The 24,170-nt window shown below is 66.8% G+C and carries 24 protein-coding genes; 7 read left to right on the plus strand and 17 right to left on the minus strand.

Going from position 1 to position 24,170, the window contains the following annotated elements; translation table 11 throughout:
* Positions 1-316 precede the first annotated feature (316 nt).
* From GY937_12425 to GY937_12485, 13 genes are all read right to left on the minus strand, one after another.
* Entirely contained in the window at positions 317-868 is a 552-nt protein-coding gene (locus tag GY937_12425) for a hypothetical protein (GenBank protein ID MCP5057512.1), read from the minus strand.
* A gap of 441 nt (positions 869-1,309) precedes the next feature.
* On the minus strand, positions 1,310-2,014 hold the full coding sequence (locus tag GY937_12430) for a TlyA family RNA methyltransferase (GenBank protein ID MCP5057513.1): 705 nt from the start codon (positions 2,012-2,014) through the stop codon (positions 1,310-1,312).
* 35 nt (positions 2,015-2,049) lie between these two features.
* Positions 2,050-3,954 carry a 1-deoxy-D-xylulose-5-phosphate synthase gene (gene dxs, locus GY937_12435; GenBank protein MCP5057514.1) on the minus strand — a complete coding sequence of 635 codons (1,905 nt, stop codon included), beginning with the start codon at positions 3,952-3,954 and terminating at the stop codon, positions 2,050-2,052.
* A complete protein-coding gene (locus GY937_12440; GenBank protein MCP5057515.1) occupies positions 3,951-4,793 on the minus strand; it encodes a polyprenyl synthetase family protein in 843 nt (280 codons plus the stop codon). Before GY937_12440 ends, dxs begins: the two co-directional genes overlap by 4 nt.
* Positions 4,790-5,050: an exodeoxyribonuclease VII small subunit gene (locus GY937_12445; protein ID MCP5057516.1), complete on the minus strand. Its 261-nt coding sequence runs from the start codon at positions 5,048-5,050 to the stop codon at positions 4,790-4,792. Before GY937_12445 ends, GY937_12440 begins: the two co-directional genes overlap by 4 nt.
* Before the next feature lie 74 nt (positions 5,051-5,124).
* The gene (gene xseA, locus GY937_12450) at positions 5,125-6,462 is read right to left on the minus strand and encodes an exodeoxyribonuclease VII large subunit (protein ID MCP5057517.1); all 1,338 of its coding nucleotides are present in this window, start codon (positions 6,460-6,462) and stop codon (positions 5,125-5,127) included.
* Positions 6,315-7,853 carry a S41 family peptidase gene (locus tag GY937_12455; protein ID MCP5057518.1) on the minus strand — a complete coding sequence of 513 codons (1,539 nt, stop codon included), beginning with the start codon at positions 7,851-7,853 and terminating at the stop codon, positions 6,315-6,317. Before GY937_12455 ends, xseA begins: the two co-directional genes overlap by 148 nt.
* A gap of 78 nt (positions 7,854-7,931) precedes the next feature.
* Entirely contained in the window at positions 7,932-9,107 is a 1,176-nt protein-coding gene (locus tag GY937_12460) for a peptidoglycan DD-metalloendopeptidase family protein (GenBank protein MCP5057519.1), read from the minus strand.
* The gene (locus GY937_12465; GenBank protein ID MCP5057520.1) at positions 9,104-10,015 is read right to left on the minus strand and encodes an ABC transporter permease; all 912 of its coding nucleotides are present in this window, start codon (positions 10,013-10,015) and stop codon (positions 9,104-9,106) included. The genes GY937_12460 and GY937_12465 overlap by 4 nt, the downstream gene beginning before the upstream one ends.
* Entirely contained in the window at positions 10,012-10,692 is a 681-nt protein-coding gene (gene ftsE, locus GY937_12470) for a cell division ATP-binding protein FtsE (GenBank protein MCP5057521.1), read from the minus strand. The genes GY937_12465 and ftsE overlap by 4 nt, the downstream gene beginning before the upstream one ends.
* A 41-nt stretch (positions 10,693-10,733) precedes the next feature.
* Positions 10,734-11,291: a hypothetical protein gene (locus tag GY937_12475; GenBank protein ID MCP5057522.1), complete on the minus strand. Its 558-nt coding sequence runs from the start codon at positions 11,289-11,291 to the stop codon at positions 10,734-10,736.
* 301 nt (positions 11,292-11,592) lie between these two features.
* On the minus strand, positions 11,593-12,255 hold the full coding sequence (locus tag GY937_12480) for a lamin tail domain-containing protein (protein ID MCP5057523.1): 663 nt from the start codon (positions 12,253-12,255) through the stop codon (positions 11,593-11,595).
* Positions 12,252-13,757 (minus strand): hypothetical protein, encoded by a 1,506-nt coding sequence (locus GY937_12485; protein ID MCP5057524.1) that lies wholly within the window; start codon positions 13,755-13,757, stop codon positions 12,252-12,254. The genes GY937_12480 and GY937_12485 overlap by 4 nt, the downstream gene beginning before the upstream one ends.
* A gap of 193 nt (positions 13,758-13,950) precedes the next feature.
* Between GY937_12485 and GY937_12490 the strand changes: the two genes are divergently transcribed.
* From GY937_12490 to cofE, 4 genes are read left to right on the plus strand one after another with little or no spacing between them, the layout of a single operon-like run.
* On the plus strand, positions 13,951-14,577 hold the full coding sequence (locus tag GY937_12490; protein MCP5057525.1) for a hypothetical protein: 627 nt from the start codon (positions 13,951-13,953) through the stop codon (positions 14,575-14,577).
* Positions 14,578-14,586: 9 nt separating this feature from the next.
* Complete coding sequence (locus GY937_12495) at positions 14,587-15,534, plus strand: 2-phospho-L-lactate transferase (protein MCP5057526.1); 948 nt, start codon at positions 14,587-14,589, stop codon at positions 15,532-15,534.
* On the plus strand, positions 15,531-16,181 hold the full coding sequence (gene cofC / locus GY937_12500) for a 2-phospho-L-lactate guanylyltransferase (protein ID MCP5057527.1): 651 nt from the start codon (positions 15,531-15,533) through the stop codon (positions 16,179-16,181). Before GY937_12495 ends, cofC begins: the two co-directional genes overlap by 4 nt.
* Positions 16,178-16,936, plus strand: a complete 759-nt coding sequence (cofE, locus tag GY937_12505; GenBank protein MCP5057528.1) for a coenzyme F420-0:L-glutamate ligase — start codon at positions 16,178-16,180, stop codon at positions 16,934-16,936. The genes cofC and cofE overlap by 4 nt, the downstream gene beginning before the upstream one ends.
* 36 nt (positions 16,937-16,972) lie before the next feature.
* Here the strand turns inward: cofE and GY937_12510 are convergent, their stop codons facing one another.
* A complete protein-coding gene (locus tag GY937_12510; protein ID MCP5057529.1) occupies positions 16,973-17,572 on the minus strand; it encodes a hypothetical protein in 600 nt (199 codons plus the stop codon).
* 145 nt (positions 17,573-17,717) lie between these two features.
* Positions 17,718-18,305, minus strand: a complete 588-nt coding sequence (locus GY937_12515; protein MCP5057530.1) for a YihA family ribosome biogenesis GTP-binding protein — start codon at positions 18,303-18,305, stop codon at positions 17,718-17,720.
* A gap of 120 nt (positions 18,306-18,425) precedes the next feature.
* Here GY937_12515 and GY937_12520 point away from each other — a divergent pair, with 120 nt between their 5' ends.
* Genes GY937_12520 through GY937_12530 form a run of 3 tightly spaced genes read left to right on the plus strand, consistent with a single transcriptional unit; the run spans position 18,426 to position 22,267 of the window.
* On the plus strand, positions 18,426-19,823 hold the full coding sequence (locus GY937_12520; GenBank protein ID MCP5057531.1) for a hypothetical protein: 1,398 nt from the start codon (positions 18,426-18,428) through the stop codon (positions 19,821-19,823).
* Positions 19,820-21,526 carry a glutamate--tRNA ligase gene (gltX, locus tag GY937_12525; protein MCP5057532.1) on the plus strand — a complete coding sequence of 569 codons (1,707 nt, stop codon included), beginning with the start codon at positions 19,820-19,822 and terminating at the stop codon, positions 21,524-21,526. The genes GY937_12520 and gltX overlap by 4 nt, the downstream gene beginning before the upstream one ends.
* Positions 21,527-21,583: 57 nt before the next feature.
* On the plus strand, positions 21,584-22,267 hold the full coding sequence (locus tag GY937_12530; protein ID MCP5057533.1) for a hypothetical protein: 684 nt from the start codon (positions 21,584-21,586) through the stop codon (positions 22,265-22,267).
* A 13-nt stretch (positions 22,268-22,280) separates the two neighbouring features.
* On the opposite strand, the gene GY937_12535 is transcribed toward GY937_12530, so the two are convergent.
* Complete coding sequence (locus GY937_12535) at positions 22,281-23,258, minus strand: deoxyhypusine synthase family protein (GenBank protein MCP5057534.1); 978 nt, start codon at positions 23,256-23,258, stop codon at positions 22,281-22,283.
* Positions 23,255-24,091 carry a serine O-acetyltransferase gene (cysE, locus tag GY937_12540; GenBank protein ID MCP5057535.1) on the minus strand — a complete coding sequence of 279 codons (837 nt, stop codon included), beginning with the start codon at positions 24,089-24,091 and terminating at the stop codon, positions 23,255-23,257. The genes GY937_12535 and cysE overlap by 4 nt, the downstream gene beginning before the upstream one ends.
* Positions 24,092-24,170: the final 79 nt, after the last annotated feature.

The following is a 24,170-nucleotide window of genomic DNA, read 5'->3' on the forward strand; positions in this document are numbered from 1 at the left end:
AGATGATCCTCGGGAAGCCAATCCCGAAGCGAGGGCGGCAGGAGAAGCGACTGGTCCGGCTCGTAGCGTCGAAAGTCTCGCGGCATGGCTCACTCTAGCGAGACTCACCCCTCAATGGCCCTCTGCCGCGCAGACTCCTAGCCGCCTGCGGGGCGTCGAGGTTGGCCAGCTTGGGTCTCGCGGGCTGTTGAGGGGGAACGGTCGGGGGGTGCGGGGGCTCCTTCGATCCTGCGGGGCGTTTTCGAGTGGCCAACGATGGGCGCGGCGCCTTGGCCCACATCGCCAGAGCGAAGGCCGGCTCGCATGTGTGGCTCGGTTAGGCAGCGCTCGGGATCTCGGCCGGATCGAGGCATGGGCCAGCCCTGCGCCAACCCTCGGTCAGGAGCCATGTATGTGGCGTGGCGACCGCCACCACGTTGCCCCCAGGTCGCTCCCTTGCTTGAGCGACGAGTCCCCTGGCAGAGCGCCGCCAGCCCTCGAACCAACGCCCTGAAGAAGCGGGATCAATTCTCTTTGTCCTGGGTTCCGTCTTCATGTGCCTACGTGCGTTCAGGAGCACGTAGCGCATCGCATTCCGAACCTGGGTCGGAGTCCGCAGCACCACATGATGGAAGCGGTCCAGCAAGACGCACCCCTTCCGCCCGAACACCCGGTTCACCGCCCGTGCCAGACGAGATCCCAACGCATTCATCCCTCTGCCAAGCGCCCCCGCATCCTTGGCCTCGACGATCAGATGCAGGTGATTCGACTGGATCGAATAGTGAACGAGCCGGAAGTCCGAGCGCTCGAGCACGCAGGCAAACGATCGCTCTACTTCCCGCACCAGCCGCCCATCGCGAAGCGACGGAACATCGGGCCGGACCTTCAAGGTCACATGGCAGGGATGTCGGGAGGCGAGCGGTGCTCGCTGAAGATGGGCCACTCGCGGGTTCGGGCCGCGTTTTCGTCCGGCGCCCTCACGCCTTCCACCCCAGCCATGAAGAGGAAGATCGAGCCGAGAAGTTCGACGCACCATAGTGTTGATAATGGCATTGTTTTTATACGATGTCAAGAAGATCTGACGGATACCGCCACCTGCCCGATCCGGCCAAGAACCCGCACACAGCCCACCGGACCCACGACCCCAAGCCGACCCGGGCCCCACCCATGCGGGCCAAGCCGCCGCGCCAACCCGCCGTCCCCGCGAGAGCCCATCGCAGGATGAAGGGCTGCCCTCACACCCAACCCATCCCCCCTCACCAGCCCCGCGAACCCCAAGCCGGCAGACCAACCGACCCCACAGGCGGCAAGCAAGGCTCGACAAACGACCCTACGACGAGGAGAGCCAGAGAAAGACCTCCCGGTTGCCCTTGGGGCCTGCCAGCCGGCTCTCGGCCTCACCGCGCGCTGTGTAGCCGAGAGCGAGTGCGGCTTCGCGAACCCGTGCAACCGCCTCCGCGCGAAGGGCATCGTCCCGGACGACACCGCCCTTCCCGACCCGCCCGGGTTCGAGTTCGAACTGGGGCTTCACCATCACGAGGACATCGGCGCCCGGAGCAAGCTCCGGAAGGCGGGCCAACAGATGGGTCGATGAGATGAACGACACATCGATCGTCACGAGTGTGATCGCCTCGGGGATTGCCTCGGGTTCCAGATGGCGAGCATTGGTGCGTTCGAGCAGGCGTACCCGCGGGTCGTCGCGGAGCTTCAGGTCGAGTTGCCCGTAGCCGACGTCGACCGCCACCACGGCCTGGGCACCGCCCTGGAGCAGGCAATCGGTGAAGCCGCCGGTCGAGGCTCCCAGGTCGAGGCAGACCTGGTCCGCCGGATCGATCCCGAGATCCTCCAGAGCACCGGCGAGCTTCTCGCCGCCCCTGGAAACGAAACGTCGTGCAGCGCCGCGCACGCGCAGCGCAGCCTCCGGCCGGATCCGCGTGCCGGGTTTGTCCACGGGCACGTCATCGACCAGCACCTTGCCGGCGCGGATCAAGCCCTGGGCCACGGTTCGGGAGGGAGCGAGCCCCTCCTGGAGCATCCGCTCGTCCAGCCGCGGACGTTGCGCCGCCGGGCTCAGGAAGCGCCCCTGCCCCCTCCAACCAGCTCGCGAACCGCAGCCGCGATTCCGTCGGCGGAGAGCCCCATCTCGGCTCGCTGGGCTTCCGGGCTGCCTTGCTCGATCGGCCGATCCGGCAGGGCCAGGCACCGGGTGTGGGCCTCCGTGCCAGCCTCGGAAAGGGCTTCGAGCACGGCGCTTCCGAAACCGCCCATCCCGACGTGCTCCTCGACCGTGACCACGGCGCCCGTGCGTTCGGCGAGCGCCACGATTCGCTTCGTGTCGAGCGGTTTGACGAAACGCGCGTTGACCAGCGCCACCGAGATTCCGTCCGCCGCGAGTTCCGCCGCAGCTTCTTCGGCGTCGTGCACGAGCGTGCCGTAGGCCACGATCACCGCATCACTTCCATCGCGAAGCAGTTCGGACTCGCCGATCGGCACGGCCTTGATCTCCGGATCCATCGGCACGCCGAAGCCCGCACCGCGGGGATAGCGAATCGCTGCGGGCCCGTCGTACTCGACGGCCGTGCGCAGCATATGTTGCAGCTCGTTCTCGTCCTTGGGCGCCATGCAGAGGATGTTGGGCAGGCTCCGCAGATAGCCGATATCGAACAAGCCCTGGTGGGTCGCGCCGTCTCCGCCGACCAGACCCGCGCGATCCATTGCCAGCGTCACATCGAGATTCTGCAGGCAGACATCGTGCACGACCTGATCGTAGGCACGCTGCAGGAACGTCGAGTAGATCGCCGCGACAGGTTTCATGCCCTCGCTCGCCAGCCCGGCCGCGAAGGTGATCGCGTGCTGCTCCGCAATGCCCACATCGTAGAAGCGCTTCGGGAATTCCTTCTTGAAGAGATCCAGACTCGTGCCATCGGCCATTGCCGCAGTGATGCCGACGATACGCTCGTCCTCTTGCGCCAGCCGGATCAGCGTCTGCGCGAATACCTTCTGGTATTTCGGCGGCCCCGGTTTGGAGGGCGCAAACTTCCCGCTCTTCACATCGAAGGCGCCGACGCCGTGATACTTGTAGGGATCGTTCTGGGCCGGCTCGTAGCCGTAGCCCTTGGCGGTGAGCGCGTGAACGAGGATCGGCCCGTCGCCCGCCGCGAGCATCGCCTTCACGTTCTCGAAGGTCTCGAGCACGATATCCATGCGGTGCCCCTGGATCGGCCCCACGTACTTGAAGCCCAGGGCCTCGAACAAGAGCCCAGGCGAGAAGAAGACCTTCAGCGATTCCTCTGCCTTCTGGGCCCAATGCACCATATCGCCCGGCAAAGAGGTGAGAAATTCCTTCGCCCAGCCCTTCATGCGGCGAACCATCGGCGCCGAGAGCTTGCGCGAGAGATAGGAGGACATGGCGCCAACGTTAGGCGAGATCGACATTTCGTTGTCGTTCAAGACGACGACGAGATTCTTCTGGGTGAGATGGCCCGCATGATTGAGCGCTTCGAAGGCCATGCCCGCCGTCATTCCGCCATCGCCGATCAGTGCGATGGCGCACTGATCCTTGCCCTGATGCTCGAAGGCCCGTGCCATCCCGAGGGCGGCCGAGATGGACGTACCCGCATGACCCGCTCCGAAATGGTCGAACTCGGACTCGGAGCGCCGCAGGAACTTCCCGATCCCGTCTTCCTTGCCGATCTTCGCGAAGCCGGCCCGCCGACCCGTCAGCATCTTGTGGGCGTAGCCCTGGTGGCCGACATCGAGCACGAGGCGATCCGCCGGCGTGTCGAAGACGTAGTGGATGGCGGTCAGCAGCTCGACCGCACCCAGGCTGCTGGCCAGATGGCCCCCCGTCCGCGAGACGTTGTGGACGATCTCGTCGCGCAGCTCCGACGCCACCTCCAGCACTTGTTCTCGGGGGAGTGCACGAAAGTCCTCGGGGCTTTCGATCCTGTCCAGCAGCTTTTCGTTTCCGCTCATCGATCCCTCCGCACGGCGAAGCGCGCGAGCATTCTAAGAGGCTCGGCCGTCTCGCCGAGCTCTGCAATTCGACCCAGCGCGCCGTCCAGCAGGGATTCTGCGCGTTCAGCGGCTCGTTGCGGACCCAGAACCCGGACGAGCGAGCAGGGTTCATCCCCATCTTCCGCATCCAACAGATCGTCAGCGATCTGGAACGCGATGCCCACCTCGATGCCGAACTTCAAGAGCCGATCCAGCCAGGCCTCGCCCGCGTTTCCGAAGCGCGCGCCCATCGTCAATGAGGCAGCGATCAGCGCTGCGGACTTGCGTTGGTGGACGGATTCGACCCGCGCCTCCTCGTCCGCCCCGCCGAGCACGAAGGCGAGATCCTCGACCTGTCCGCCGACCAGCTGCATCGATCCAGCTGCACTGGCCAGATCGCGGGTCGCGCCAAGCACCACATCGGCGGGCGCCTGGGCCGCAGCGAGCACTGCGAAGGCCTGAGCCTGGAGCGCATCCCCGGCCAGGAGCGCGGTCGATTCGCCAAAGGCCACGTGAACCGTGGGCCGACCTCGGCGCTCCTCGTCGTCGTCCATGCAGGGCAGATCGTCGTGAACCAGGGAGTAGGTGTGAAGCAGCTCGACGGCCGCCGCGGCCGGCCACGCATCGCTCCGGTCCCCGCCAAACGCCTCGCAGCCCGCAGCCACCAACGCCGGGCGCAGCCGCTTGCCACCCGGAAACAGGAGATGGCGCATGGCACCATGCAGGGCCTGGGGCGGCGCATCCGCCGGCGGCAGGGCAGCGTCCAGGTACGGATCCAGGCGCTCCTTCACCGCGTCGAGGTAGCCCTCCGGCGTCACGCCTCGGCCTCGTCGGTCTCCAAGGGCTCGGTGCGCAGTTCGTCCCCATCCTCGACCAGGATCTCGATTCGCCGCTCCGCGTCGTCCAGCTGGGCGGAGCAGCGCCGCGAGAGGGCTACGCCCTCCTCGAAGGCCTCGAGAGCCGCCTCGAGGCCCAGCTCACCGGCCTCCAGACCCTCGACGATCTCCTCGAGCCGACCCAGAGCCCCTTCGAAATCGAGGTTCTCCGGGCTCTCCTTGGCGGGTTGCCCCTTCATGCCGCAAATCTAGCCGTTTCTGGTTGATTCTCCGCAGCCGAGGGCGCTCAGCGGGATCCGCCAACAGGCCCGGCCTAGTCCCCTGAAGAGAGGACCTCGGCTTCGAGCGCGCCCTCTTCCAGCTGGACACGCAGCCGGTCGCCGGGTGCCGCGTCCTGGGCTCGCCGCAGAATCGCACCATCCTCTTCCTTCCGAACGATGGAAAAGCCGCGCGACAAGACGGCCAACGGCGAGAGCGCGTGAAGGCGACCTGCGAGTTCGCGAAGTTGGCCGGCTTGTTTGGCGGCCGCGACGCGAGATGCGCGATCCAGACGGGCTCGAAGGCCTTGCACGCGCTCCATTCGTTCCGGAACCAGGGCGACGGCCTGCCGACCGAGACGCCCGCGGTTCTCGTAAAGACGGCCACGCCAACCATCCTGGGCCCGGAGCCAGGCTGCATTCAGTGCGTGTCGATTCGCGCGCAGCCTCTCACGCTGAGCGGCCAAGCGGGTTCGGGGAGCATGGGCCTGGAGCGTCTCCGCAAGCCCTGCCAGCGCCAGGCGGTGGCGGTCCACGACCGCCGCCATGGCGTGGGCAAGCCGATCCGCCTCCCGATCCAGCCGCTGGACCCAGGGCCAGGTATCGGGCACGGCAAGTTCCGCAGCGGCCGAAGGTGTCGGCGCGCGGGCATCCGCTGCCAGATCCGCAATCGTCACATCGACCTCATGGCCAACGCCGCTCACGACGGGGAGCGGGCAAGCCCGAATGGCTCGGGCCACGCGCTCCGTGTTGAACGCCATCAGATCCTCGAGCGAACCGCCCCCGCGCACCAGCAGAACGAGATCGACCTCGGGAAGGCGCGCGGCCGCCGCAAGCGCCGCTTCGATCTCGAGATCCGCGCCCTCCCCTTGTACCCGGGTCGGCGCGACCACCAGGGGGATGCCAGGGGCGCGTCGGCCGGTCACCTGAAGAACATCATGCAGGGCGGCACCCGCCGAGGACGTCACCACCGCGATCCGCGTCGGCCAGGCCGGAAGCGCGCGCTTCAGCGTGTCGGCGAACAGACCCTCCGCTTCCAGTTGGGTGCGAAGCTGCTCGAAGGCCAGCTGAAGGGCACCCTGGCCTCGCGGTTCGAGGCTTCGGACGATGAGCTGGACGTCCCCGCGCGGCCGGTAGAAACCGATTTCCGCCTGGGCCACCACCTCGAGCCCATCCTCGGGATCGAACGGGATGCGCGCCAGGTTCCCTCGGAAGAGAACCGCCCGAAGCTGTGCATCGCCGTCCTTCAGCACGAAGTAGCAATGCCCGGACCGCGCCCGGAAGAAATCGCTGATCTCACCGACGACCCAGACGCGCCCGATTTCCTCTTCGAGCAGCTCCTGGATGCCCGCCGCGAGCTCGGAGACCTTGAAGATGCGCCGTCCCTCGACCATCCGGACACCTTAGCGGGAGCGGCGGAAGCGGGGACGGTCGGCTCTCCGACGACGCCTTCGGCCTGAGCGGCCCGTAGCGCGTCGAAGTAGGTCCAGCTCTTCAACACTTCGACGGCCCGTGCAAGCGGAACATCCTCGGGTTCAGCACTGCCGGCGCCCTCGGCCTCCGTCTCCGGATTGGCATCTTCCTGGGTGAAGTGACCCTTGAGATCCTTCTCGCGAATGTTGCGTCGTGCCTTCGGTTCCTCCGCGGCGAGCCGTTCGTCTTCGACCGCAATATCGGGCTCGATGCCGACTTCCTGGATCGAGCGACCGGCTGGCGTGTAGTAGAGCGCCGTCGTCAGCCGAAGCGCCGATTGATCGCGGAGCGGGTAGACCGTCTGCACCGATCCCTTGCCGAAGGTGTTCCCGCCGAGCAGCAGCGCCCGGTGGTGATCCTGGAGGGCACCGGCCACGATCTCCGAGGCACTCGCACTGCCTGCGTTCACGAGGATGACCATCGGATAGCCCTCCTCACCCTCGGGCTGGGCGCGGAACTCCTGCTGCTGGCTCTCCACGCGCCCCTTCGTGTAGACGATCAGCCCTTCCTTGACCCAGAGATCGGCAACCTTGACGGCTTGATCGAGCAAGCCACCCGGGTTGTCGCGCAGATCCAGCACCATCCCCTGGAAACCGCCCTCACTTTCCTCGTGCAGACGCTCGAGCACACTCTGGAGATCCTTGCTGGTGCGCTCCTGGAAGGAACGCACTCGTACGTAGGCGTAGCCATCCTCGACCATTCGCCCATCGACGGACACGACCTTCACCACGTCGCGGCGAATCGTGTAGGGCTCGGGCTCGGTGAAACCTTCACGGAAGATGCGAATCGTGATCGCCGTACCCTTCTTTCCGCGCATCAAGGCGACGGCCTCGTGAAGCTCCATGCCCTTGGTTCCGCGACACGGTTCCGTCCAATCCTCGGGCACGACGGTCGGACAGATCGCAACGATCCGATCCCGGGCGCGCAACCCGACGCGCCAGGCGGGCGTGCCTTCGATCGGCGCCACGACCTCGATGAAGCCGTCGCGCCGCTTGCTGATCTCGATGCCGAGGCCGTGGAATTCGCCCTTGGTATCGATCTTCATTTCCTCGTGCTGGCTGCGGTCCATGTAGGATGAATGGGGATCGAGTTCGGCGAGCATCCCCCGGACGGCACCCCGGATCAGATCGGCCTCGTCCACGTCGTCGACGTAGCTGCTGCGGACGAGCCGCAGGACGTCGCTGAAGAGCGAGAGATCTTCGTATCGGTTGGCGGCGAAAGTTCCGGTGCCGATCCCCGAGAAGACAGCCAGGGACGCGACGAGCGTGCCGGCGAAGAATCCGACCACGAAACGGTTGCTGGTACGGCGCATGCGGGGCTCCTCGTCGCTGCAGACAGGGTGTCTTCGGCGATGAATCAGTCTACCTAAAGGCCCGCAACGAGCCGGGGCCTAGAGACCCGGAACGAGCCGGAGCCATTCGGCTGGGTCGAGAGCCTCGGATCCGTTGCGGATTTCGAGGTAGAGCCGTGGACCGAGTAGCGAGCCCGTCTCTCCGGCGCTCCCGATCGGGTCCCCCGCCGCGAGAGCCTGGCCAACCTCTACCCGGACTTCGTCCAGATGCCCGGAGACGCTGAAATAGCCGTCGCCATGGTCCAGGATCACCGTGCGTCCATAGCCGCGAAACCGATCCGCGAAGCGGACCTGCCCCCGAGCGATGGCGTAGACCGGCTCGCCCAGAGCGACCTCGAAATCGATGCCCTTGCGGAAGGTCTGGGTGCGGTACTCCGCATCGACCACGCGCCCGAAGGAGCGCACGACTGCACCTTGTACCGGCGGCTCGAGGCGACCCTTCGCAGCTGCGAAGCCCTGGCCGGCGGGGCCAGGCTGAGAAGGCGCTCGTTGGAGATCGTCGAGGGTGGCTTCGAGCTCCCTCGCGGCAGCCTCCAACTCGTTCAGCAGGGCGCGCTCCACGGCGCGATCCTGGCGAACCCGGGCGAGCAGGGTGCGCTTGTTCCTGCGCTCCTGCTCGAGCTCTCGGGAGCGGGTTTCGAGGCGATCCCGTGCCTCGTCTCTTCGCTCAGCGGCGCGCGCTGCTCCGGCCCGGGCCTCCTCCAACTGCGTACGTTGATCCGCATAACGACGGATCAGCCGATCGTCGTGATCGACCAACAGCTGGAGCGCCTGCACCCGTGAGACCCGATCGCGAAGCGAACCCTCACCGAAGACCCAGCGCAAGGGACCGATTTCTCCCGCCTTGTAGAGGGCGACCGCGCGTCGCTGCAGGGTGACGCGGGTCTGGTCCATGCGTTCTTCGAGTTGCTCCGCCTCGCGCTCCAGCCCACGCTTCGCACGTTCCGCTTCACGAGCCGCCCTTCCCGCACGAGCGGCATCCCGCCGAAGGGCTCGCGCCGCTCGGTCGACGGCCTCGATTGCGTCGAAGAGCCCCCCCGCTTCTTTCTCGAAGGCTTCCAGCCGATCGCGGCGCGCCTCGATCGCCTCCCGCAATTCCTCCAACTCCTCCGCCGATTCGGGTTCCTGCGCCGCAGCCACCCATGACGCGTCCAGCAAGATGACCGCGAGCAATGCGGCGAAGGCCAACAACCGGCGCCCTGCCCCCTGCATCATCCTCCCAGCCGCCCCTGGCCGAGTGCTGCCGCGGAGCCAAGCACGCCCAGCCCGGCGCCGACCGCCACCAACCCAGCGCAGGCCCGCGGCTGCAGGAAGCTCGGCGACACGTAGCCGAGCAGGAGCTCCAGACTCCCAGCGAAGACCGGCAGCGCCAGGTGGAAGAGTACGAACAGCAGAGCCAGGCCGACCAGGCCGCCGACCAGTCCCTGAGCGGCACCTTCGAGCAGATAGGGGATCGCGATGAAGGTTCGGCTTCCGCCTACGAGGCGAAGGATCGACACCTCATCGCGCCGCGCGTAGACCGCCAGGCGGATCGTGTTGGTCACGATCAGCAAGGTGGCCAGCACCAGGACCGCACCGATCGCCATGGCAACACCGCGTACGAGTGCCACGGCACCGTGGTAGCCCGACACCCAATCTGCGCCGTAACCGAACTCGGCGATTCCGGCCAAACCATCGACGGCCGCGGCCAGCCGCTCCAGCCCGGCGGCATTGCGATGCTCCGACGCCAGCACGAGCTCCAGAGAGGCCGGGAGCGGGTTCTCTTCCATTCCGTCGAGGAGTGCAGCTCGACCGATGTGGCTTGCACGGAAACGCTCGAGGGCTGCTTCCTTCGTCACCAGATCCACGCGCTCGACGCCCGGTGCGGCGGCGACCTTCTGGCGCAAGAGCGCCAGATCCACTTCTGCCAGGTCGTCCTCCAGGTAGGCGGAGACGCGAAACTCCTCGCCGAAGCGATCGAGGATGCGCTCCATGTTCGCGACCAGCAGCGCAAACGAGCCGACCAACAACAGGCAGAGGGCGATGGTCACGACCGAGATTCCCCCGGTGACCGGAGATTCCCGCAGGCCGCTCAAGGCCGTCCGCAGGAAGTAGCGCGGACGCGCGAACCAGCGCTGATTCATAGCGAGGGCCTTCGGATGGGTGTGTCCTCGGCCAACTCGCCTGCTTCGAGCCGCACCACACGCCGGCCGTAACGCTCGATCAACCCATGATCATGGGTGGCGACGAAGACGGCCGTACCCCGCGCGGCGGCGTCGGCGATCAGGTCCATGATCTCGAGGGTGAGATCCGGATCCAGGTTGCCTGTCGGCTCATCGGCGAGCAGGACTTCCGGGTCGTTGACCAGCGCGCGGGCGATCGCCAGGCGCTGCTGCTCGCCGCCCGACAACGAGAGGGGATGGTGGTAGCGCCTGTGTTGCAGTCCGACCCGTTTCAGCATCGCGAAGACGCGAGCACGACGCTCCCGAGGCGGTGTCCCCACTACATCGAGGGCCAGGCCGACATTCTCTTCAACCGTGCGCCGCGAGAGGAGTTTGAAATCCTGGAACACCACGCCGATGCGTCGACGCAGCGCCGGGACGGCCGAGGGAGAAAGCCGACTCACGTTTCGCCCGAGCACGATGATCTGCCCTTCGCTCGGCTGCTCGTCGGCAAAGATCATCCGCATCAACGTGGTCTTGCCCGCGCCACTCGGCCCGGTGAGAAACACGAACTCGCCCTTGCCGAGTTCCAGGCTCACATCCCGTAACGCCCAGCTACCCGCCAGGTACGACTTGGAGACGTGGAAGAGCCGAACCAACGCACCGGCGCCGGCATGGGCGGGCTCGACGCCCAGATGCTTCACGAGACCTGTTGGCGTTTGCGTTTGCGGGCGTTGCTGACGAGATAGTTGAGGATCACCTCGTCGAGGGGTTTGTCCGAGACGATGCCGTCGCCGAACGGACGGCCCGCATCCGGTTGCGGGGGGGCCGCTGCCGACGCGGCCGCTGCCGCCGGAGCCTTCGTTGCGGAGGGCTCGGGTTCGGAAACTGCGCTCGGCGCGGCGACCGCGGTATCCGCCGGCATTTCGACCGGCGGCGCGGTCGCGTCCTCGGGCGGCGTTTCGGTGGCGACGTCGAAGGCGTCCTGGCCCAGCCTGGCCAGGATCGCGTCATCGAATTCGCCCGCCCGCAGGCGTTTCAGAACGGCCTTGTGCTGCGATTCCATGATTCCACGCACGACCGATTCGAGATTCCGCTCATCCACCTTCTCGGCGTAACTGCTCTTCTCGGAGGCCATGATGTTGCCGCCGTGAAAGAGGTGCGTGATCACGTGGGGGTGGTCTCGGCCGCTGTCCTCGCTTTGCACGTGGAACAACACGCCCCGATGTCGGATATTCGTGTTGAAGCCCGTCAGCATGCGAGCACTTTCACCCCCGGAAGACGGCGCCGAGTGTCGCGAGCGGCGTCTCCGTTTTCAACCGACAATCGTGCAGAGAATCTTCCAACCCCTGGACACGTTGACGCTTTTCAGGTCTGGACTGAACGTATCGGCTTGGCGGGGCAAGCTCTGAAGTCTCTCGGCCGGAACGATCTCCCCAAAGTGGGCCAAACCCCACGAGGCGGCCCTATGCCCCGACGCGCCGGGTACCCGACGCGTCGAGGCCGGACAGCGCGAATCGTCCAAGGGGACGAGGGGGAGCGCCGTCCGTGGCGCGGGTTCAGCAGCTCGTACGCCACCAGGCACGGCGGGTAGCGATGGGACGGGCCAGCAGGAGCCCGATCAAGAAGCCCAGCTGCGAGGGCTCTGGAACGGGCACACCGGGTGCCGAGCCGGGTGTGGGAACGGCCAGCTCACCGAAATCGGCGGCATTGTCATCCGTATCCGCCCACCCGTCGTGGCGTGCGAGACTGGAACCAGCAGGCGGATCGGACGCAGCGCTGCCCTCCCCCGCAAATGATTGCCCGGGCCCGAAGCTGCCGTAGCCCAGGGCATCGACGACGTTGCCCGAAGCATCTCGCAGCACCACGGAATCCGGGCCGTTCTGGAAGTCGAAGTTCAGGAGCTGATCGGCACCCACGACCGAGGTGCCCCCGCCGCTGGCGAGATCGCCTACGACGAAGAGCCCATCGCTCCCCAGCTGGCCCATCAGCAGCAGCGTCCCGGTGATACTGCCATCGGTGCCGTTCACCCCTTCGATGCTGAAGCCCGTGAGCGACGCGCCGGGTTGGCCGCTGATTTCGACGAAGACGAAACCGTCATCACTCCCCGAGGCGTCGTAGTAGACCTCCGAAAGCAGCGGCAGCGCGGCCGCCGGACTCGTACTGAAAAGGGTGAGAGCCGCAGCCAGGGCGAGTGCGGATCCAAGCGAGAAATGGTTCATGGGAGGATCTCCGATTCGATTCGGGGTGAGGCGAGGGAGGCGCGGCTCCACCAGCCGCCGGTCCAGGCATCCAGGCCGGCGGCCAACTCCGCTGCGCGCAGACGCAGGCGCGCCGTTTCCGGTTCGCGCGGATCGGATTGCGTCACCAGGCTGAGCAGGACACGACGGCGTTCGAAGAAGATCTGCTGCAGCTCATCGAGCACTTCGTCTCGCAGTTCGATCACCTCGCGGCGCTCCTTGGCGATATCGAGTTCCTCCGCGTGGTAGACCGTGTCGCCGAGCTCCCAGCGCAGCACGGCCTGGACATCGAAATCCCGCGTGCGCTGCTGATCACGGTCGAAGAAGAGGCGGTCCTCCCCGGAGCTGAACGTCTGATCCCAGTCCGCGCTGCGCCGGCGCAGGCCTCCATAACCACCGCGCAATTCCACCTCCGGCAGCCAACCCCGCGCACGGGCCCTGGCCGCCATGCTGCGGATCGGCCCGCGGTCGAGCTCCAGGTAGCGGAGGGCCGCCAGGCGGACGGCGGCGATGCCCGGCTCGCCTTCCCAGGGCGATGGACCGGCGGGCAATCGGGTCCGTTGTGAAGTGGGCACCGGCAGGGCGGTCACGAGCCGATGGACGCCGCGCTCGCCAGCCGTGAGAAGCCGATCCGGGCCTCCCGCGAGCGCCGCGATGCCTGCATTGGCCAACCCTCCCGGTGCGGGATTCCATCGGTCGGCGCCCTGGCCTATCAAACCTCGGTCGGTTGCGACCCACAGGCGACCGTGTGCCCGGGCGAGGCGCAATGCGCCCGCGCCAGGCGCCAGCGGAAGGCGCTCGACCTCGAAATGGTCGGCCCCATCGAGCTGCAGGAGCCGGCGCTCGGTCAGGACCCATAGCGTCGCTTCCCCTGGCAGCAGATCCACCACCGCCTCCCGACCTTCCGGAAGCGAAAGTCGGCGGCCCTCGTGAGCCACGAAGCCCTCCAGCCGCGCCGCGTGGAGATCTCCTGCCGAGACGAGCCAGACAGCGCCACCATCTGCGCGAAACGCGAGAGCCGTGACATCCTCCCGTGGGAGGATCCCGTCGAGGCGCCTCCAGACGCCGTCCGGATGCCGGAGGAACGCGCCCGCGGCGGTTGCGCATGCGATGCTCCCGCCCGGGCCCGCCACCAGGCGACGAACCTCACGTGAAGCGCCCGCACCGAGCTGCTGCTCCTGCCATGCGCCGTCCGCCCGGCGCAGGAACAGTCCGCGCTCGGTCGCCACCCACAACTGGCCTGCACCGTCTACCCGCAGATCGATGACGGCCCCGCGGTGCAGGACGGGAATGGGCGGCTCTCCGCCCGGCGGCGACGCCAACCAGGCCCCGTCCTCCCGGCCGAGCACCAGCTCGCCGCGAACGCTGTCCCAGGCAACGGCGGTGGCGTCCCGTCGCCCGTCCACCAACTGGGCCATCAACGCCTCGGCGCCGGCCGAAAAAGGCGCCAGCCAGAGAAAGCAGAGAAGAGAAATCCTGCACATGGGAGGGGCCCTTCCGCAAGCGCCGTGCCAGAGCCGTCGAGCCGTGAACGCAGCCGAATCCCTGCTCTGGCGGCCACTTCCGCCATTCCACCATCGCGCCCGTGAACCGCAGGCTGAACATCGGGTGAACCCGGGACCGCATTCCTTGCGCCTGTGCCTTGACGGAGCCCCACCCCTCCAGAAGAATCGCGCCATGCAGTGGTGCAAATCGTGGAAAGGAGGGTGGATCGCCCGCTTCTCCCGCCTCGCAGTGGCGCCGGCGCTCTTGCTGGCAGTGGGCATCGCGGCGGTTTCTGCGGCGGCCCAGGACGCCCCTGAGGACACCTCCCCGCGTATCTATCGCTGGATCGATGAGAACGGGATCGCTCACTACACAACGGAGCGAGAACGGATCCCCGCGGCGCTGCGCAACCGGGTTGGCGGCATTCGACAGGAAAAGCCTGCCCGTGCGACCTACGGTGGGCCGTCCGATGCGTGGGCCGGGAGGGATCGCGCGGTCTCGGTCGATCCGGATGGCTGGTACGAAGACGGCGATACGACCTACGTCGACCCTGCGGTCGCGGCGGAGCAAGCCGAAGAGCAAGCGGTCGCTCTCTTCGATATCGATCTCCGAATCTCCGAACTCGAGATCGTGATCCGCGAGGACGAGGAGGCGCTCAAGACGATGGTGAGCAATCCGGACTCCGGCGGCCCCCTGGCCTCTGGCGAGAACGAGACGTTCAAAACCATCGCGATGCGCCTGCCGGGCCGGCTCGAGGAACTGGGCTCTTTGCGCGACCAGCGCGCGGCGCTCGAAGCGCAAGACGAGAGCGCGGAGTAGGCCCGCAGCATGCGGCTCGTGGCCCTGGCCGGAGGCGTGGGCGCGGCCCGGTTCTTGCGCGGGCTGGTCCAGGTCGTCGAACCCGCCGACCTCACCGTCATCGTGAACACGGGAGACGATCGCGAGTTCTACGGCGTCCATGTCTCGCCGGATCTCGACATCGTCACCTACACCCTGGCGGGGCGCGTGGACCCTGAAAAGGGCTACGGCCTGGAGGGCGACCGGTTCTCGGTCGTCGATGCCCTTGCCGACCTGGGCCACGAGACCTGGTTCCGGTTGGGGGATCGCGATCTGGCGACCGCCCTTCATCGCAGTCTGCGGTTGCGTGAGGGCGCCGGGCTGGCCGAGATCACGAACGAGATTCGCTGCGCCTACGGCGTCGACGTGCGAGTCCTCCCGATGACGGAGGATCCGGCGCCGACATTCGTCGAGCTCTCGGACGGAAGCCGCGTCCACTTCGAGGAGTACCTGGCGCGAGATGGCGCACCGGATGACGTCTCGGGGGTCGATCTCGCGGCCGCGGTTGCCGCTCAGCCCGCGCCGGGAGTTCTCGAAGCGATCCACGACGCCAAGTTGATCCTGATCTGTCCGAGCAACCCGGTGGTCTCGATCGGGCCGATCCTCGCGACCGCCGGTATGCGCTCCGCCGTCGTCGAAAGCACGGCGCCCGTCATCGGTATCTCACCGATCATCGGCGGCGCGCCGGTCAAGGGGCCCGCTGACAAGCTGCTGCGAGGAATCGGCGTCGAGGTGTCCGCGCGAGGTGTGGCCAGGCACTACGCCGAGTTGATGGACGGAATCGTGATCGACGAACGAGACGCGGCCCAGCGCGCCGACGTGGAAGCTCTGGGAATGCGCTGTGAAGTGACCGAGACGCTGATGCGCACACCCGAGATCGCTGCCTCCCTGGCCCAGAGCTCGCTCGACCTCGGCGCGTCGGTTCGCAGGACGAAATGAACGCTGCGCTGGTTCCCATCAAGGGGCTCGATGCCGGGAAGTCCCGTCTGATGGGCGTGCTACCGCGGAGCGCCATCGAAGCCCTTTCGTTGGCCATGCTGGGCGACGTCCTGAGCGCTCTGGCCCGGGTACGCGAGATCGATCGCACCGTGGTCGTGACACCAGACGCCGACGTGGGGAAGGCCGCCGAGCAAGCCGGGGCCGAAGCAATGGTACTTGCCACGACCGGACTGAATCCCTCCCTCGACGAGGCGACCCGCCTTCTTGCAGATCGCGGCCTGGAGCGCTTGCTCGTGCTGCTCGGCGACGTGGCCGGCGCTCGGGCTTCGGACCTCCAGGAACTGTTCGGGGCCCAGGCAGAACTCGGCCAGCCTGCCGCCGTGCTGGCGCCCTCTTCCGACGGCGGCACGGCAGCGCTCCTGCGTGCCCCGTACGATTCGATCCCATCATGCTTCGGAAGCCAGAGTGCGGCCGCCCACGAACAGGCGGCTGTCGCAGCCGGCGTTCCCTTTCGCCGCTGCAGCCTGCCCTCACTCGCCATTGATCTGGACCATCCCGACGACCTGGATGCCCTGTTGGCCAGCGACGCTCCGGCCCGACGAACACGAGCGTTGCTAGGCGAGCTCGGCATCGGCGGACTGCAGTGAACGACCGGCGCTCACTCTCGTTCGTCGCGCTCGAAGGCATTCCGGAAGTGGCTCCGGGGGCTGACCTGGCCGAACTGCATCTGGCAGCAGCCGAGAGAACCGGCTTGAAGCTGGCGGGAGGCGTCCTGGTGATCTGCCAGAAGATCGTCTCCAAGGCCGAGGGCCGCCTCGTAAGCCTTCCGGACGTAACGCCCGGCGACGAGGCCCTCCGGATCGCCGAAGAACACGAGAAGGATCCGCGCCACATCGAAGTCATCTTGCGCGAAACGCGGCGCATCGTGCGCCGTGGCCGCGGCATTCTCATCTGCGAGACCCACCACGGTTTCGTTTGTGCAAACGCCGGTGTCGACCTCTCGAACACGCCTGAAGACGAGATGGCCATCCTCCTGCCGATCGACCCGGACGCCTCAGCGCGCAAGCTTCGAAGCGAGCTTCTCGCTCGAGGGGCGGGCCCCCTGGCCGTCGTCATCACCGATACCTTCGGGCGCCCCTGGCGGGAGGGCCTGGTCGACATCGCAATCGGCAGCGCAGGAATCGCGCCGATCGAAGACCTGCGAGGCCAGGGAGACCGACGTGGCCGCGAACTCGTCGTCACGACACCCGCCAGCGTAGATGCCCTGGCTGCCGGCTCTGGATTGCTGATGGGCAAGGCCGCGGGAACACCCTCGGTCTGGGTAACAGGCGTTCCACTGGTCGGTGACGGCAGTGTCGCAGAAGATCTCGTCCGAGATCCATCGACCGATCTGTTTCGCTAGGCGGTGTTCGCGAGCCGCTTCGCTTCTCGGCGCGGCCTATTGCAGCAGGTCGAAGCGATAGGTCGAGTTGCTGGTGGCTGCCTGGATGCTGCTTGGACCGAGGCGCTGGAGCCCTCGGATGGCGCTGGTGGCGACGGTGGCACCTTCATCCAGAGCGAAACGCGCACACGACCCGATCTCGAGATCGTCGAGCAGGCGGGCCGCACCCAGGCTGCCATTCGGCGTGAGCAGGGGATCCCCGCCGCGAATCCGGGTGACGTGGATCCGGGAGCCCGCGCTGAAGCTGCCGAAACCGGGCTTCGGCGCGGTCGCCACCGTCACGGCGCCCGTGAAGCCGGTCTGGTTGCGGGTGTTCCCGCTCCGCGTCCTGGCTCGCAAGTCCTGGAGGCGGTGCTGGGTCTCGGCCATTCGGTCCTCGGTGCTTCGGCCGCGACGCTGCACCCGGTAGACCCGATTCTCCGTGCGCAGGACGTAGGCCTCGTTGCCAACCGGCTCGATGGTCAGCACCTCTTTCGTCGTCAGCGTCTGGCCTTCGACCGAGATGCGGATGCGCTTGCCGACCTCCAGCGAGTCGATCAGGGTGCCGGGGCCCAGAGACGATTCGCGACCCGAGGAATCCGTGCGGTACACGCTCACCTGCGCCGGCGCAGCAAGGAAAACGGCCGCCGGAACTCGAGCGGGAGAGGAGCCTTCCAAGTTCAAACGTCTTCCTTGGGTTAAAAATCACACACTCATCGACCCGGTAAACGAAGAACTGAAACGTTGCCCCGCGGGAAGGCTCCTAGAGCAGCGAGAGCACGACCTGCCAAAGACGATCCACGCCGGCGCCCGTCTTGGCCGAGGTCTGGACGCGCCAATCCGCCTGTACCGGCAGGGCTGCCTCGACCGCCCGGAGCCTTTTGACCTTCTCCTTGGCCTTCAGCTTGTCCACTTTGGTGAGCGCGACGACGGTCGGAACCTGCCGCTCTGCCAGCCAGGCCAGCAGATCGAGTTCGTCCTCCTGGGGGTCGCGCCGCACGTCTTGCAGCAACACCGCTGCTCGGAGGTTCTCCCGCTCTCCCAGATAGTCCTCGATCATGCTTCGCCAGCGGCGGCGCTCCTGCTTGGAGACCTTGGCGTAGCCGTAGCCCGGTAGATCGACCAGGCGCATGCGCGTGTCCGAGAGCGCGACCTCGTAGAAGTGGAGAAGCCGGGTCTTGCCAGGGGTCGAGCTGGTGCGGGCCAGCTGCCGGCGGGCCACCATGCGGTTCAGCAGGCTCGACTTGCCTACGTTGGAACGGCCCATGACTGCCACCTCCGGCAAGTCCTCGGGCGGCCAGCCATCCGGGGCAACCGCGCTGGCCACGATCTCTGCCGAGTGGATCTTCACGACGGCAGAGTTTCGCGTTCCGGGTTCAAGGAGCAAGCGGCTATCCTCGGCCGCCCTGAACGGCGCACCAGAGAAGGACGACATGACAATTCCGGTCCGTAGCATCAAGAGCAGGACGACATGACGATTCCGGTCCACATCATCGGCGGCTTCCTCGGTACCGGGAAGACGACCTTCATTCGAGATCAGTTGACTGCCCGAAAGGGCGAGCAACTGGCCGTCCTGGTGAATGATTTCGGGGAGGCTTCCCTGGATGCCGCCACCCTGGCGGGCGACCGCCCCTTCGAGATCACCAACATTCCTGGCGGCTGCGTCTGTTGCACGGCACCGGAGGGCTTCGTGGATGCCCTGGGCGAGATCGTTGCCCGCGGCCCGGATCGCCTGCTGATCGAGCCGACCGGCCTGGCCCGGCCCCAGGATCTGATCGACACCATCCGTCGCTCACCCCACGCCGATTCCCTGGAGATCGCTCCGGTCGTCGTACTCATCGACCCGGCGCGGCTGGCGGCCGCGGGCGAGCCCGAGCGTGAGCTGATCGGCCATCAAGCGGAGATCGCCGACGTGTTGGTCGCCAACCGGACCGACCTTTGCGAGCCCGAGGCCGTCGAGCATTTCGAAGCCTGGGCCGCCGAACTCTGGCCGGGGCCGCTCGTCCTGCACCGGACCACCCAGGGGCGCGTGCCCGTGGAGCTGATGGAATGGCCGGAGGGCGAGGGAACGCGGCTGAGCGGCGAGGCGAGTGGGCATCGGCATCACGATCACGCGGGCGAAGAAACCCATGACCACCACGCCGACTCGACCGAGGGCTTCCGCGCAGAATCCTGGCGCTGGTCCGCGGCCTGTGTGTTCTCCCGCGAGCGGCTCTTCCGAACCGTGCTGCGCATGAGCCAGGGCCTGGCCGGTGCACCCCTCGCGCGGTTCAAGGGCATCTTCCGCACCGATGAGGGATTCCTGTTGCTCGAACTCGCCGGCGGCACGGTGCATCAGGCGCGTAGCCTGCACCGCCGGGATAGTCGTGCAGATGCCATCTTCACCGGCGAGGGTGACACGGATCCGACCCGCCTTGCGGCCACCTGGTTGAGGGATGCGGTGCTCTCCAATCGGGAGCTCGAGGCCAAGACCCACGAAGTCGAACTCGCCTTGCCGAACGGGCGCGTGCGCATCATCGATCGCAAGGAATTGCTTGGGCTGCCGGACGGCATCCCGGACGTCTCCGAGAGTTTCCCGAAGCGCAGTGGCGCAGCTGCACGCATCGAAGCCCTATGGCAGGCCCACGATCTGCCGAGTTCGGGCCATGCGATCGTGTGCGCCGCCGACGGCTTCACCAGCGAGCCCGTTCCCATCGACGCGATCCGCCAGGGCCTCCTGCTCCACACGCTCGAGGGCGACGCGCTCCCAGCCGGCAAGGGCGGGCCGTTCCGGCTGCTGATTCCGGAGGAAGTCGAGAATGCGCCGTCGGCCTGCGCCAGCGTCAAGGGCGTCGTGCGCATCGTCTTGAAGAAGGACACTGCCGAATGAGCGATCTCGTGGTCACCCGTTTCGCGCCCTCGCCGACAGGCCACCTGCATGTCGGTGGCGCGCGGACCGCGCTGTTCAACTGGGCGCTCGCGCGTCAGCTCGGTGGGCGATTCCTGGTGCGGATCGAGGATACGGATCAGGCCCGATCCTCCGCGGATGCCGTCGGCAGGATTCTCGAAGACCTGGCCTGGCTGGGCCTCGCCTGGGACGAGGGCCCGGATCTGGAAACCGCCAACGGGGCGATCGGCGGCAACGAACGTGGCGTCGGGCCCTTCTACCAATCCGAGCGAAAGGCCGGATACGATGCAGTGATCGGTTCGCTCATCGAGCACGATCTCGCCTACCCGGCCTTCGAGAGCCCCGAAGAGCTCGACGGCTTGCGCCGCGAAGCGCGCGCGGCCAAGCAGAACTTCCGCTATCGGCGAGCCCAGGAGTTCGATCGCGAGGCGGCCCTGCAACGCGCCCGGGACGGCGAGCCCCATGTCGTGCGCTTTCGCATGCCGGAAGAGGAAATTGCGGTCGAGGATCAGATTCTCGGCCAGATCGCATTCGGCGAAGATCAACTCGACGATTTCGTGATTCGCAAGCGGGATGGTTTCCCGACCTATCATCTCGCCGTCGTGGTTGATGACGAAGCGATGGGCGTCACCCATGTGCTGCGGGGCCAGGAGCATCTGGGCAATACGCCGCGACACGTTGCCTTGCAGCGGGCCCTCGGCTACCGGGAGCCCGTCTACGCCCATCTGCCTGTCATCTTCAACCCGGACGGTTCGAAGATGTCGAAACGCGACAAGGACAAGGCCGCGCGCCAGGCGGTGCGTGAGGCCCTGGCCAAGGACGAGACCGGAACCCGCGACCAGTTGGCGGGCGCGGTCGAACCCGCCACCCTCGACGGCTGGATCGCGGACAAGAAGGCCCAGCTCTCCGGTAGCAACCTCGCCTCGATCGAAGAGCGGCTGGGGCTCGAGCTGCCCGGCATCGACGTCGAGGATTTCCGGCGCGCCGGGTATCTGCCCGAGGTGGTCGTGAACTTCCTGGCCCTGCTCGGGTGGAGCCCCGGCCAGAAGGATGCGGAGGGCAAGGATGTGGAACGATTCACGCCAGGCGAACTCTCGAAGAAGTTCAGCCTCGAACGGGTGGGCAAGGGAAACGCGAAATTCGATCGGGCCAAACTTCTAGCGTTCAGCCAGGAAACGCTCGGGGACCAGGATGACGCCGTGTTCCAGGCGCATTGGGAAACCTGGTGCGCGCGCTACGCACCGGAGATCCTGGAGCGTCTCCAGGGCCCGGCCCGGGCTCGCTTTGCCGCGGCCATGAAGCCGCGCAGCCGAACCCTCGCCGAGCCGACCGCGGCGAACGGCCCCGGAGCCTTCGCCCTCGTAGAGGACGACGCCTACGGTTTCGACCCCAAAGCGGTGGGGAAATTCCTCGACAAGGGAGAGCCCTCGGGCCGCCAGCTGCTTCCGGAGCTGCGCGAGCTGCTCGCCGGCCTGGAGCCCTTCGAGCCCGAAACCATCGAGGCTGCCGTCGGCTCAGTCGCCGAAGCCCGCGGCCTGGGAATGGGCAAAGTGGCCCAACCCCTGCGCGTCGCTCTCACCGGCCGCGCAGCCAGCCCGGCGCTGGGCGACACCTTGGCCATCCTGGGGCGGGAGAGCGTGCTGAGGCGGATCGACCGCTGCGTGGCGGAGTGCCCCGAAACCTGAGCCTGGCACTCAAGCGCAGAGGCGTTGCGGCCGAAATGCCGGTTCATGAGCGAGGGGATGAGGCGGGGGGGCCTCACTGCCGGACTCGCGGCCCTGAGCCTGACTCTGGGTAGCTGCGTTTTTCCCGGCGGTGCGGTACGGCAATACAGTTGGTTCGAGGCACCGGGCGCCCAGGATCCCTGGCGCCAGCCGATTCACGATTGGCAGCTTCGCGCCCGCGCCGAAACTCCGCCGCCGCCCAGCCCGGAAGCCAACTCGCTGGATGATCAGCCCGAATTGGCCGGCGCCTATGCCGCCTTCCGGCTGGAGCTCCGCCGCACCCAGGCGGAAGGCGTATCCGATTGGATCCAAGGCCAGGCCCGGCTGCACTTCGTCCCCGACCCGGGCATCGACATCTGGCCCACCGCGACCGAGGTGCTCGAGGCCGGTGGCGACGATTGCGACGGGTTGGCTTTCCTGACTCATGAGCTGTTGCTGGAACTGGGCTTCGCGCCGGAAGAACTCTATCTGGCCATCGTCCGGCGCCGAAGCGACGCCTTGCATCATATGGTCGGCCTCTGGTTCGGCGACGGCGCCGACCCGTGGATCATCGACCCCACCGGCGCCATGACCGCCGAGATGGTCCGCATGTCGACCCTCGAAGGCTGGGACCCTCTCGCCATCTTCAGCGAGACCGAGCACTTCCAAGCCCTGCCCCAGGTCGCAACCGAGCGAACGCTCCGGGGCGCGACACGCAACTGAAAGCGGGTCGGTTCTACCAGCCCAGGAGATGGGCGAAGATCAACGGGGCCACGATGGTGGCGTCGGATTCGATGATGAAGCTGGGGGTCTCGGGTTCGAGCTTGCCCCAGGTGATCTTCTCGTTCGGAACGGCACCGGAGTAGGAGCCGTAACTCGTGGTCGAATCACTGATCTGGCAGAAGTAGGCCCAGTAGGGGATTTCCTCGCGCTTCAGATCCTGTTCGAGCATCGGCACGACACAGATCGGGAAGTCGCCGGCGATGCCGCCGCCGATCTGGAAGAAACCGATCGGCGATTCGGCGGACGTCTCGAGATACCAATCCGCCAGCATCATCATGTATTCGATGCCGCTCTTCATGGCCTGGGCCGAAGGCATCCGTCCGTTCATGATGTTCGCGGCGTAGATGTTGCCGAGCGTCGAGTCTTCCCAGCCCGGCACGACGATCGGCAGGTTCTTCTCCGCGGCGGCCAGCATCCAGGAGTGCGCCGGATCGATCTGGTAGGCGTCCGTCAGCTCGCCGGATCGCAACAGGTCGTAGAGGTACTCATGAGGGAAGTAGCGTTCGCCATTGGCAGCCGCCTTCTCCCAGCGGCCCCGAACCGCGAACTCGATATGGCGCATGGCCTCCTCTTCGGGGATGCAGGTATCGGTCACGCGATTCAACTTTCGCCGGAGCAGATTCTGCTCGTCGGCGCGGGTGAGCTCCCGATAGTTCGGAACCCGCTCGTAATGATCGTGGGCGACCAGGTTGAAGATGTCCTCCTCGAGATTTGCCCCGGTACAGGAAATGGCGTGAACCTTGTCCTGCCGGATCAACTCGGCGAGAGAGATCCCCAATTCGGCGGTGCTCATGGCGCCCGCCAACGTGACCAGCATCTTGCCGTCGCGAGCGAGCAGCTCTTCCCAACCGCGCGCGGCATCCACCAGCGTGGCGGAATTGAAGTGACGATAGTGGCGCTCGGCGAAGCGCCCGACCGGCCCTCGGCTCACGTGTCTTCTTCCACTCCGCCATCGTCCTCGAAGGGAAGACTCGGCTGCAGGCTGTGATCCATGGTAAACCCGGCGGCTTCGGCACAATCACCGTGCAGGACCGCCGGAACACCGGCTGCCGTGCAATAGGGCGGAACATCCATCAGCACCACGCTTCCGGCACCGATCTTCGCGCCATGACCGACGTGGACGTTGCCGAGCACCTTGGCGCCCGCCCCGATCAGTACCGCGTCATGGATCTTCGGATGTCGGTCGCCCTGCTCCTTGCCCGTTCCGCCTAACGTCACGCCCTGGAGCATCGACACGTCGTTGCCCACCACGGATGTCTCGCCGATGACGATGCCCGTCCCGTGATCGATGAACACGCCGTGGCCGATGCACGCAGCCGGATGGATGTCCACGTCGAAGAGCTGGGCTATCCGGCTCTGGAAGAAGAGCGCCAGGAATTGGCGGCCTTCCTGCCAGAGCCAATGGGCGATGCGATGAGAAGCCAGCGAGTGGAAACCCTTGAAGTAGAGCAGTGGCGTGAGCGCACCACCGCAAGCGGGATCCCGTTCGCGCACGGCCATCAGATCCGCTCGCATCGCGCGGCCGATCTCGGGAGCCTTCGCGAAGGCCTCATCGAAGACCTCCCGCAGGGTCATCGCCTTGACGGTCGGCCCATCGAGCTTGCCCGCCAGGTGGTAGGCAATGGCCGATTCGAGGCTCGTGTGGGTGAGGATCGTGGCGTGGAGATAACTCGCGAGAACAGCTTCGCGCTCGGCCTCGGCGGCCGCCTGCTCCCGGATGGCGTACCACAGCGGGTCGCCGGGAAGGCTGGGGTTCGAGCTCATGCGGGATCCTTGGGGCGCGGGGCAGGAGGAGTCCCGAGTCTGCCAGATTGAGCCCCCGGGGGCCAACGTTGCTAGGGTC

This window comes from bacterium (assembly GCA_024228115.1).
Classification (GTDB): Bacteria; Myxococcota_A; UBA9160; order UBA9160; family UBA6930.

Coding starts and splice junctions, on each gene's coding strand:
- gltX (MCP5057532.1), top strand. CDS start 19,820: ATGAGCGATCTCGTGGTCACCCGTTTCGCGCCCTCGCCGACAGGCCAC.
- cysE (MCP5057535.1), bottom strand. CDS start 24,091: ATGAGCTCGAACCCCAGCCTTCCCGGCGACCCGCTGTGGTACGCCATC.
- GY937_12485 (MCP5057524.1), bottom strand. CDS start 13,757: ATGTGCAGGATTTCTCTTCTCTGCTTTCTCTGGCTGGCGCCTTTTTCG.
- GY937_12530 (MCP5057533.1), top strand. CDS start 21,584: ATGAGGCGGGGGGGCCTCACTGCCGGACTCGCGGCCCTGAGCCTGACT.
- GY937_12490 (MCP5057525.1), top strand. CDS start 13,951: ATGCAGTGGTGCAAATCGTGGAAAGGAGGGTGGATCGCCCGCTTCTCC.
- GY937_12430 (MCP5057513.1), bottom strand. CDS start 2,014: ATGCTCCAGGAGGGGCTCGCTCCCTCCCGAACCGTGGCCCAGGGCTTG.
- GY937_12455 (MCP5057518.1), bottom strand. CDS start 7,853: ATGCGCCGTACCAGCAACCGTTTCGTGGTCGGATTCTTCGCCGGCACG.
- cofC (MCP5057527.1), top strand. CDS start 15,531: ATGAACGCTGCGCTGGTTCCCATCAAGGGGCTCGATGCCGGGAAGTCC.
- dxs (MCP5057514.1), bottom strand. CDS start 3,954: ATGAGCGGAAACGAAAAGCTGCTGGACAGGATCGAAAGCCCCGAGGAC.
- GY937_12460 (MCP5057519.1), bottom strand. CDS start 9,107: ATGATGCAGGGGGCAGGGCGCCGGTTGTTGGCCTTCGCCGCATTGCTC.
- GY937_12520 (MCP5057531.1), top strand. CDS start 18,426: ATGACGATTCCGGTCCACATCATCGGCGGCTTCCTCGGTACCGGGAAG.
- GY937_12475 (MCP5057522.1), bottom strand. CDS start 11,291: ATGCTGACGGGCTTCAACACGAATATCCGACATCGGGGCGTGTTGTTC.
- xseA (MCP5057517.1), bottom strand. CDS start 6,462: ATGGTCGAGGGACGGCGCATCTTCAAGGTCTCCGAGCTCGCGGCGGGC.
- GY937_12465 (MCP5057520.1), bottom strand. CDS start 10,015: ATGAATCAGCGCTGGTTCGCGCGTCCGCGCTACTTCCTGCGGACGGCC.
- GY937_12445 (MCP5057516.1), bottom strand. CDS start 5,050: ATGAAGGGGCAACCCGCCAAGGAGAGCCCGGAGAACCTCGATTTCGAA.
- GY937_12495 (MCP5057526.1), top strand. CDS start 14,587: ATGCGGCTCGTGGCCCTGGCCGGAGGCGTGGGCGCGGCCCGGTTCTTG.
- GY937_12480 (MCP5057523.1), bottom strand. CDS start 12,255: ATGAACCATTTCTCGCTTGGATCCGCACTCGCCCTGGCTGCGGCTCTC.